The sequence below is a fragment of the Pseudobacteriovorax antillogorgiicola genome (assembly GCF_900177345.1).
In the GTDB taxonomy this organism is placed as follows: domain Bacteria; phylum Bdellovibrionota_B; class Oligoflexia; order Oligoflexales; family Oligoflexaceae; genus Pseudobacteriovorax; species Pseudobacteriovorax antillogorgiicola.
Window position 1 is genome coordinate 1 of sequence record NZ_FWZT01000053.1, and the last position, 9,698, is coordinate 9,698.

The following is a 9,698-nucleotide window of genomic DNA, read 5'->3' on the forward strand; positions in this document are numbered from 1 at the left end:
CACTCAAATACCATCGCTACTTCAAAGCTTGGTATGAGAGCCCAGAAGATGCTAGTGAATGCTTGCAAAAGTTTTTTGGTTGGTACAACACTGAGCATCGACACATAAATCTTGGCTTGATGACGCCTGAAACTGTTCATCAAGGTAAAGATAAGTCTGTAGCTAAGAAGAGAGCTGCGGTTCTCAAGCAAGCTTTTGAAGCCTATCCAGAAAGGTTTCCAAAGTCCGGACCTAGACTGCCAGTACCCGCTGATTCTGTGGGTATAAATGTACCGGTGGTAAGGAAGTCTATACCCGTTTTGGGGTGATTGTTATACTAAACTTTCACCCTAATTGTCTCAAACACCCTGACATATTCCGTTTTCCTGTAGGGGGCAGAAGATCTTTGATCAACCCAAATTGCTCATCCGTGAGCTCAAAACGACCAGCCAAGGTGTGTCTCCTAGAAGTTTCGAGGATCATACACCATTTTTAGGTATTCGTCAGACAGAACCTAGTTCTACAAGGCACCAGATTAGGCATGTGGGACTGGAACCCTCAAACTAATGAGGTCCATTTTGATGAAAGATGGGCAGAAATGTTAGGCTACTCTTACGATGAAATCGAAGACACCTTGGATACCTGGTCTTCAAAGGTTCATCCTGACGACATTGAACAATGCTATGCAGATATAACAGCTCACATGGAAGGCAAAGTTGATTTCTACGAAAACATTCATCGGATGAGGCATAAGGATGGGAGCTGGCTATACATACTAGACAGAGGGAAGGTAGTCGAAAGAGATAGTGAAGGAAAGCCAACCCGATTTACTGGTACTCATACCAATATCACGCCTCAAAAACTAGCTGAGCAACAAGCCAAAACAGCCCTTAGAGAAAAATCCCGATTTCTAGCAACCATGAGCCATGAAATAAGAACTCCTATGAACGCTGTTCTGGGTATGAACGCCCTCACGATGGAGAAAACCCAAGACCCAACTATAAAAAGATACAGTCAGATTGTAGATTCAAGTGGACGAACCTTGCTGAATATATTGAATGATATCTTGGATTTCTCTAAGATTGAAAGCGGCAATCTTGATCTGGAAAATAGAGCTTTCGACATTAAACAATCTGTAGAAGATACGATCTCTCTTTTCCAAGAGCTAGCGAAAGAGAAGGCAATAAGCCTTCAATTCAAGTACCAAGGGGAGACACACGTCTCTGGAGACGAGCATCGATTCAAACAAATCCTAAACAATCTTCTTTCCAATGCACTCAAGTTCACGAAGAAGGGGTCTGTCACGGTGGAGTGTATAAATCACAAGAATACATTCATTCTACAGGTTCAAGACACGGGAATAGGGATTCCCAAATCTCGGCTCGATACGATCTTCGAACAATTTAAACAAGCTGACTCGGAGACTACAAGAAAATTTGGGGGTACTGGTCTTGGGCTTTCAATCGTTAAACTATTGACGCAGGCAATGGGTGGAAAAATTACTGTTGAGAGTGAGGTGAGTAAGGGCACTGTTTTCAGAGCAAGCTTCAAGTTTGCAGAAGCGAAAGGGGTGAGCATTGTTGAAGGAAGTAGTTCAGAGTCAGTCGATATCCAAAATCTCAAGGTGCTAGTTGTAGACGACAATAGCATCAACCTGGAGCTAGCACACGCCTTCCTCGATCAGATGAAAGTACAAAGTGAAGTATCATTGAATATACTGGATGCTATCGATATCAGCCTTGAAAAGCGATTTGACGTAATAATCTTAGATTTGCATATGCCGATTATTGACGGATTCGAAGCGTTATCTAAGTTCCAGTCACAGTTACCATATAGACCCTATTTTGTAGCCCTCACCGCTGATATTTTCGAGGAAGTAAGACAGCGATGCTATAGAGCAGGCTTCGACGCCTTTCTTTCCAAACCATTTACTCGCGCAAGTATTCAAAGAGAGTTAGAAACTCTGTTCCAGAGGACAGAAAAAAAGGCTAGTTAGATTATATTCATCTATTACTTCTAACCACTCGTGAGGATACCTACAGGAAACTGTACTCTTAAAGATTATAAAAGTCAGCCCCCCCTAATAGAACATTATACTAAATAACTGCAATCGATTGCACGCCATATCACCAAATACTCCCGTATAAACTAGCCTGAAAACATGTTCTTAGGAGCAAGCGGTGGAAACGGATTTAGAACCCGACATCGAGCAAAGCTCGGAATCTTAATTTGATTAATTTGACATCAAGAGGCACAAAGGGTCATCAGTTAACAACATCCTGAGATTATTATGATTAATGATGACTTTCACGTAAAACGAATTGATCACCATGGTAGTAGTTGCTGGCGTGATCAGAGATTTGGGTATTGATAGTTACGTCGATCGACGGTTAGGCTCTTCAGGCAACGAATCTGTCTCTACTGGGCAGGCTGTGGCCGCTATGATCATCAATGGACTCGGGTATACTGACAAGCCATTGTCCATGACAACAGAGTTTTTTGAACAGCTTCCGACCGAAGAGTTGCTGGGTGTAGGTGTTGAAGCAAGTTCGCTTAACCGTCATAGGCTCGGTCGCTATGTGCCAGGGGAGTGTGAGACACCTATACCTATAATTTACAGGCAATCTTGTTCCATGCAGCTTTTGTTTAACAGATGCAAATCTAGGTAATCTATTCATAGCCTAGCTGAAAGAAATCTACTCCTCAAATTATCAACAAAATTGCGATACAAACCCCAATCAGGCTGGTTAGAATATTCTATACCTATAGGATCAAGGGAACACTCTTCCGATGTTTAGAAGTTAGGAGTTTGCAAGACATTTTGGTAAGCATTGCTCCGAGCAAGAAGTAACAGAGCATAGAGAGCATTTTGAGAAACTAGATCTCTAAAATATTTGTCTCTCTATCCATTTTTTCGCTGTTCTTGAAAATCTGAACCTTGAGTATCTAATGCAATCATGTTAACAAGCTGGCAAAGTTTTAGGAGAAGTCATATGAGATTCTTTCTGTTTCTTTCGTTAGCAATTGCTTGCCAACGTTCCGAGTCACCATCGAAGCTCCAAGCCTTTAAGGATGTAAAAAAGGCAGTTATTCGCGATGATGGTTTATACAATGTGATATGCTTAGACGGACGTATCGAAACGGCAGTGTCTCTCAAACAGATTGAGGCAGATCAAGTATGCGTCGAAACCGACCCTGATGAGCCAGTGAATGAGAACGAAGTTCAGTTTGTATCTCTGTGTGAAAATCCTTCCTCAATTGGTGTTGAAACAACCATCGCGCGATTAAGAAAGGATACTGGTCATCAAGGTTGCAAGGTTCTTTTCAATGCGATTGATAGGAAGGAAAGTCTCATAATATTTGACTTACCCCCAGTAACTCCAGAGGCTATCACAAATTTGGAACCTCTTGCCTTTTTTACCAAGCTAAAGAAACTTATGATTTTCGGTCAAAAGGTTTACAATTTACAGCCTCTGTCAAACTTAGTGAATCTTGAGGAACTGAGGCTCCAGCACAACCACGTGGTCAGCCTTGAAGCCTTAGCAGAGCTTCCAAACCTCAGATTACTGGATGTTTCATTCAACAAACATGTAGACTTACGGGCAACAGTGAGCTTTCCGGCTTTAGAGGTACTCATTGCTGAGCAAGACGAACCATAAGTCGTACTCACTAGTGCTTAGTCACATTGGATTCTCGGCGTTGTTGTCTTCGTCTCTCAATCGTCGCTGTACGGGAGTACTATCTCCTCAATCATTCCTCGACGCCTAGCCGAGAATCCAATGTGACTAAGCACTAGTTCTAGGCAGTAAACTAATCAAGGCCATATTTTGAAAGCCTAGAATCAAACGTCGAACGGTTCATCTTCAGTATCTGATTGGCTTCAGACTTTGATTTGCAAGACGCCAAAGCTTTAATCAAGATCTGTTTTTCAAGCTCTTCGAGACTTTCTTTCATTGGTCGCTGCCAATTCTTTTCACGAGATTTCTGAGCGCCTTGCCCCGGTGCTAGCATCGTTTTGTATTCTGGAAGTTTATCCGCTTCCAAAGGTTCTTCATTCAAGATACACATTGTAGCGAACGACTTGAGTACATTGAAGAGTTGGCGGATATTGCCTTGCCAGTAGTAACTCTTGCAGCGACTAATAATTCGGTCCATTTCCGGCTCCGAAACCTTGATATTCTCGCGGGCAAAGAAAAGCTTTATCAGTGGATCGAAGTCGTCTGGGCGATCCCTTAAAGCAAGCAGGTGGATATCCACTCCTGTTAGTCTAGATCTCAAGTCCATGAGAAATTCGCCGTCGATAACGGCATCATCAAGATCTTTGCTCGAAGCTGCAATTACTTGAAAAGACGAATGGAGGGTTTTTGTATCTCCAAGCCGTTGATAGGTGCCATCGTTTAACACTCGTAGTAGTCTCGATTGGCATTCTTCATCCAGCCTATGGATTTCGTCAAGAAATAAGATTCCCCTATCTGCTTCTCCAATCATGCCGTTAGTGGTTTTTTCAGCACCGGTAAAGGCCCCTTTTCGATGGCCGAATAATATAGAAGCTGCCATATCGCTGTTGAGATTTGCACAGTTTACCGCCATGAAAGGAAGTGTGCCTTCAGTCTCTGTCCGCCGTTTGTGAATTAGTTTTGCAACTTCTTCTTTGCCAGTCCCTGTTTCTCCGTAAATAACACATGGAATTGTTCGTGATTTTGCGACGCCTCTAACATAGCGTCTGACTTCGTCACTGATGACAAGCCCATCTTCGCAAATGTGATTATAGTTGGTGTCAGGTTTCAGACTATTGCTGCGTTTGAGCCGCTTGAGGTACTGATTACTTTTAGCAGCGTCGATTGCAATTTGTAGTTCTTGCAGCTCAATGACCGGCTTTTTTAGCCAATGGTCCGCTCCCAGCTCATGGGCACGACGGTAGGTAGTGATTTTAGGATCCGCCGACATCGCAATGACAAGGACCTCTGGGTGGTTTTCTTTTGCATACTGGATTATGTCAAACCCTTCGAAACTTGAAAGAGTCGAATCCTGGGTTAGATGGATGTCAGTTAATAAGAGTTCGATAGCTTCAGTATCAAGTAGGTGTTTGGCTTCGTCAGGAGTTTTGGCTAAGAAGTATTGAAAGGCTCCCTCAACCAGACTTTCATACCACTGAAGCTGTTCTTCAGCATCTTCAACTATAAGAATTCGTCTCATTGCCACCTTACTCTAAGCTTTTTAAGTGCTCTTGTAGTTTTTGAGTTTCGTGTTGAATCCTAGAACCAATAGATTCAATTTTTTCGATGAACTCATTATCCGTTATCTTGTCCTGCTTACTTCGAGCAATCATGATTTGATATTCTATGATTAAGTTAGCAAGGTGATGGCGGTATGCTGATATGCACTTATCGCGACTCATGCTCGAACCTCATCAATTATAAATAGCGCTGCCGCAATTTTGATCCTTGGCCTAGGGGCTATTGATGTTTTGAACACAAGCATCTGAACATGCCTTGATAAATACAATCCGTTGTCCCTCATCGTCACCATTTTGCCGGTATGGCTCTTCCTCGCTCCTAGCCTTGCCTTCATGCAGTCAGACCAGCTATGGGTCTTCGAAACTTCGACGGCTCCTGGTCTAAAAGAGATTTTGCGACAAAGTGATCCATCGACTCCAGTCAAGGAACCGAATCACCCCTAGACATTGCAACTATCGAGATACTAAGATCAATTATTTTTTTGCCTCTGCCATAATTTTAAGCCTGTCTGACGGGTTGTTTTGGCTCTTGATAAGAGGAGCGTCACACAATGAGTGTCCACTAGTGAAGTAGCTTCTTCAATTGAGGTTCTGTATTGCTATCCATCACGAATGACAGGGCCCTCCAAATAAGCCACTTAAGCACTGCATATGTACGTGCTTATGCCGTTGTTCTTCCATGAATTCCGCTAGACCGAGGGTTTGTTTCCTGTTCCTTGAAGGCACCTAACATTAGTGGGCTCAGTTTCTGCTGCCTATTTCGAGCTCTTGCGAAATATTCACTTTGAATGATACATGCATTCGGAACCTTTGATCAATTTAAGTTCGTAAATAGACCCTTGAACTGTTCAGGACTTGTAGTAGAAAGGCTTTCGTAGAATTTGCTAGCAAAGTTTTTGCTGAAAGCGTGATTCTTAATTATCATAAGCGAGGCGAAATAGTTGAACATTTGAGTTGCCATCAAGCGATCCTTCATCAGGTATTCATAGCTTTTAGCAAGGTTTTTTCTTTGGCCTAGAAACCGAGAATGAAGATCTGACGCTTGATCCAAGCTAGTGAGACCACGGCCAAGACCATACAAGTTGTAGTACATTACGGCACTACGAAGCTCCCACGAAGCTTTAGCGACTCTTTCTTCAATTGTGACGTCAAATTCTTGGAATACAACTTCAGTGAGGTATTGAGCAACTCCTTCAATGAAGAATCCATCCACACCATGGAGACAAAAAATATCTTTTGTAGGATCAATATGTTTGGTTCTGAGATCTGATATGGTAGCAAAGTGGCAATAATGGGCGGTCTCATGTACTAGGATCTCGAAAAAGCTGATATCATCAGGATAGTTATTGTTAGGGTTAGTCTGAACGAAGATTTTGGGCTTCTCTTCCATGCATAACTAGGACCATCCAACCATCGTTGCTGTTAGCCTCAACTACTTCAAGAGGGTATTTTCGAAGGAGCGCTTCGAAACCCATTCGAACCAACAAGCTTCTACCCCTAGTTTCCAATATGTTTTTTATTGTGGCTCCATCTAACGGCTTCCCACTGATGGTTTTAGAACTTTGCGCTTTTAATGCTAAGTATGCTTCATGATATCTTTCTAGCACACCAACGTCTATTTCTGGAAATAGGGCCTTTTCAGCTTCTAGAAACTTCAAAATGCGATTTGAACCTTTTTGCTCTAGAAAGTCAATGCTATGTCTGATTTTCCTCTGGGCAAGGGATAATTCATCATTCTTTAAAACTCTATCAAGAAGTAAATGCGCTGCCTCAATGACTTCCAAAATAAAATCAAATTCGAGATTCGGGTGAAGAGAGCTGGAAAAGTTAGCAACAACGATATCTTTTGACGAAAAATATGAGTTTTTTCTCTCTTCAAATTTTTGCCAGGAATTATAGAATACAGATATAAGAGAGGCTTCATCCAGATCACCTAGTAGATCAAATAATTTCATGTGATATTCCAAAGTCTGATTTGTATTTATGAACGACTGCCTATTGGTATGGAATCGCTTCCTAGCACAGGACAAGGATTTGAGCCAGATAGCTAAGCTACTCACGGTGTTGTATATCAACTCCACAACGAAGGGTAGTGGTTTTTTATGGCCTAGAGCACTGCAATATTTTCGAACTTTCTTCTCTATTATCCTATCAGACGTTTCGTTCATCGTAAGTAATAGCAAAGAGAGTGGAAAATACTAATGTCTAACGAGAACCCATCTGAATTCTCAGCTACTGAGATATACGACTTAGAAAACGAGAGCGAGTATGAACCCGAACGTCGTTTTCTATTACAAAGTGCCCGAGAACTGGGCAATAAAGTTCTTGATATTGCCTGTGGTACTGGAATAGTCTCAAATTGGCTCGCTGAAAGAGGTGTAAAGGTAACGGGAGTTGATCTTTCTGAGGATATGCTGGCTTCTGCCAAGGGAAAAAACTATGCCGACAGGTGTCGATACCACTTGATGGATATGAGAGCGCTTCAACTAAGTGAAACATTTCCATTAGCATATCTCACTGGAAACTCATTTATGTTTCTTTTGACACTTGACGATCAGAGACGATTTTTGACAGGTGTTCACGATCACCTAGACGAGAATGGGGTGCTGGTATTTGATACTAGGCCTGCAAGGCAATCACTCCAGACTCTTCGTGAAGAGGACTTCTCGATGGTTAGTGAAACCTCATTAAATAAAAATATCAGTATGAAGGTATACTATAAAACTCAATACAACCCCATGACTCAAATCATTAAATACGATACCAAACGAGAATACTATTCTCATAATCGACTTGAGAATGAGATTTATGGAGAAGTAGACCTGAAATTAACATTCCCTGTGGAGATGGAGCACCTACTGAAGTCCTGTGGATTTATTATTGAAGACATATTTTCAAGCTTCAACAGAGATCCTGTCGACCTAGAAGGTGGCAAATTAGTCTACGTGTGTAGAAAGGTCTCGCTTGTGCCTAGTCAAGTTGAATTCTCGGCTAGGTGACAAGGAGCGAGCGAGGAGACAGTACGTGCTGGGTACGGTAACGAGCGAGTGACAAAGTCAACAACGCCGAAACTTCAAATCGACTAGGCACTAGTATAGATGTCATCGTATCGTCGAGTCAGCCTTCCTGAGCAAGACGCTGACCAGAAGTTTTCGTGGTCAAAATCCATGGATAATAGAATGTACTTTACAGCAACTGGTGCTTAATATGAACACCCATTAGTGTTCAGAGGAAGAAAAAATCTGTCTAAACGAGATCTACCAATCTTGGTAGAAGAATATTGGACTTAAGGTTCAGATGGCAAGTCTGCTAAAATCATTCGATCTGTGGTTGAAAAAATTGAATGTGTCACCTAGAGGTCATCCTATGTATCATAAAGATGACTTCACAAAAAATGGGAAAGAATTCATAAAATTCAGGAAACTCTTACCAGACTAACCAATGTGTTTTTAAAATAATCCTTAAAAATAAAGGGTTTTAGTCAAATCCACATTTTTTAAAACTTGGCATGATAGATGCTACAGCTAGATTCTGTAACCGGCATTCTATTCACCTGAAAGGTATAAACATGAAGAAACAACTACTGGTAGTCTCAGCCCTATCTTTACTCGCAGCTTGCGGATCTGACAGCAGCAAGAATTCCAACGACAACGGAGGCAGTGACGCAGGCTTGGAACAGAAACTCCTTGCCACAAGCTGCAATGACGGTGAGTTCGCTGACGTAGAAAAAAGTCTGTTCTCAGATCTTTATCTGAGTCAAAAATCTGGGAAAAGCTTTCTAGTCATGAAAAATGATACATGCCGATACTCAGCACAGTTGACACAATCTGATTCTGAAGTAACCGTAGGAGAGACAAGTCATGAAGGAAGTATCTGTTCCGATAGTCTCAGCATTTCAGATAATCCATACAAGGATCTCAAGGTAGGTGACCAATGTTCTGTTCTTGTTCAAAAAAGTAGTTCTCAGTGCCTCGGCAAACCAAACTATTTGTTATTTGGCAACAAAAACTGCAATCTTCTCAACAACTTTGAAAAGCCCAACTATATGGATCTATTCTTCTTCGAAGGGGAAAGACTGCCCGACTTAAACGGTAATATGGCTGCCGGCAACAAATATCTTCAGTCTTTTGGATCTGAGGACTTTATCGTGATTGAGGAGGAGGGGAACCACTTTCATCATTACCAAGAGCGATTTCCCGTTCGTGATGGTGAAGATCGCTTTATTAGAACATCAGGAAAATGGACGACAGAAGGAAAAACAGTAAGCTTCGAGGGTCTTGGTAAAGGCAAGTTCATGTCTGATCGACTTAAGTTCTGCATAGAGATCAACAACGAAGTACTGAAGCTCCCCAAAAGTGCTGGACAAATCTAACTGAACGGCCTAATTCCCATAGTGAGGAGAATTACCGTGACTCAGAACAAACGAACCAGACCAACCTACAGCCAGGAATTTAAGGAACAAGCAGTCGCTAAGTACTTAGAA

General features: G+C 41.9%; 10 protein-coding genes. 6 read left to right on the top strand and 4 right to left on the bottom strand.

The window, feature by feature from the left end; genetic code table 11:
- The 4 genes from B9N89_RS32560 to B9N89_RS30915 form a co-directional block, all read left to right on the top strand.
- A partial coding sequence (locus tag B9N89_RS32560) for an integrase core domain-containing protein (RefSeq protein WP_143478128.1) occupies positions 1–308 on the top strand: 308 nt, incomplete at its 5' end.
- 212 nt (positions 309–520) lie between these two features.
- Positions 521–1,975, top strand: coding sequence for a PAS domain-containing hybrid sensor histidine kinase/response regulator (locus tag B9N89_RS30905; RefSeq protein ID WP_132326454.1), 1,455 nt, complete (start codon positions 521–523; stop codon positions 1,973–1,975).
- A gap of 334 nt (positions 1,976–2,309) precedes the next feature.
- Complete coding sequence (locus B9N89_RS30910; protein WP_132326456.1) at positions 2,310–2,648, top strand: DUF4277 domain-containing protein; 339 nt, start codon at positions 2,310–2,312, stop codon at positions 2,646–2,648.
- A gap of 324 nt (positions 2,649–2,972) precedes the next feature.
- Entirely contained in the window at positions 2,973–3,638 is a 666-nt protein-coding gene (locus tag B9N89_RS30915; protein WP_159455766.1) for a leucine-rich repeat domain-containing protein, read from the top strand.
- A 151-nt stretch (positions 3,639–3,789) separates the two neighbouring features.
- Here the strand turns inward: B9N89_RS30915 and B9N89_RS30920 are convergent, their stop codons facing one another.
- From B9N89_RS30920 to B9N89_RS30935, 4 genes are all read right to left on the bottom strand, one after another.
- Positions 3,790–5,175, bottom strand: a complete 1,386-nt coding sequence (locus B9N89_RS30920) for a sigma-54-dependent transcriptional regulator (protein ID WP_132326460.1) — start codon at positions 5,173–5,175, stop codon at positions 3,790–3,792.
- A 7-nt stretch (positions 5,176–5,182) separates the two neighbouring features.
- Positions 5,183–5,377: a hypothetical protein gene (locus B9N89_RS30925; protein WP_132326462.1), complete on the bottom strand. Its 195-nt coding sequence runs from the start codon at positions 5,375–5,377 to the stop codon at positions 5,183–5,185.
- A 652-nt stretch (positions 5,378–6,029) separates the two neighbouring features.
- Positions 6,030–6,605: a hypothetical protein gene (locus B9N89_RS30930; protein ID WP_132326464.1), complete on the bottom strand. Its 576-nt coding sequence runs from the start codon at positions 6,603–6,605 to the stop codon at positions 6,030–6,032.
- The gene (locus tag B9N89_RS30935; RefSeq protein WP_132326466.1) at positions 6,571–7,170 is read right to left on the bottom strand and encodes a hypothetical protein; all 600 of its coding nucleotides are present in this window, start codon (positions 7,168–7,170) and stop codon (positions 6,571–6,573) included. Before B9N89_RS30935 ends, B9N89_RS30930 begins: the two co-directional genes overlap by 35 nt.
- A gap of 246 nt (positions 7,171–7,416) precedes the next feature.
- Between B9N89_RS30935 and B9N89_RS30940 the strand changes: the two genes are divergently transcribed.
- Together B9N89_RS30940 and B9N89_RS30945 are read left to right on the top strand one after the other, a co-directional pair.
- Positions 7,417–8,214, top strand: a complete 798-nt coding sequence (locus tag B9N89_RS30940; RefSeq protein ID WP_132326468.1) for a class I SAM-dependent DNA methyltransferase — start codon at positions 7,417–7,419, stop codon at positions 8,212–8,214.
- Between the two features lie 569 nt (positions 8,215–8,783).
- Positions 8,784–9,587 carry a hypothetical protein gene (locus B9N89_RS30945; protein ID WP_132326470.1) on the top strand — a complete coding sequence of 268 codons (804 nt, stop codon included), beginning with the start codon at positions 8,784–8,786 and terminating at the stop codon, positions 9,585–9,587.
- The last annotated feature ends 111 nt before the right edge of the window (positions 9,588–9,698 follow it).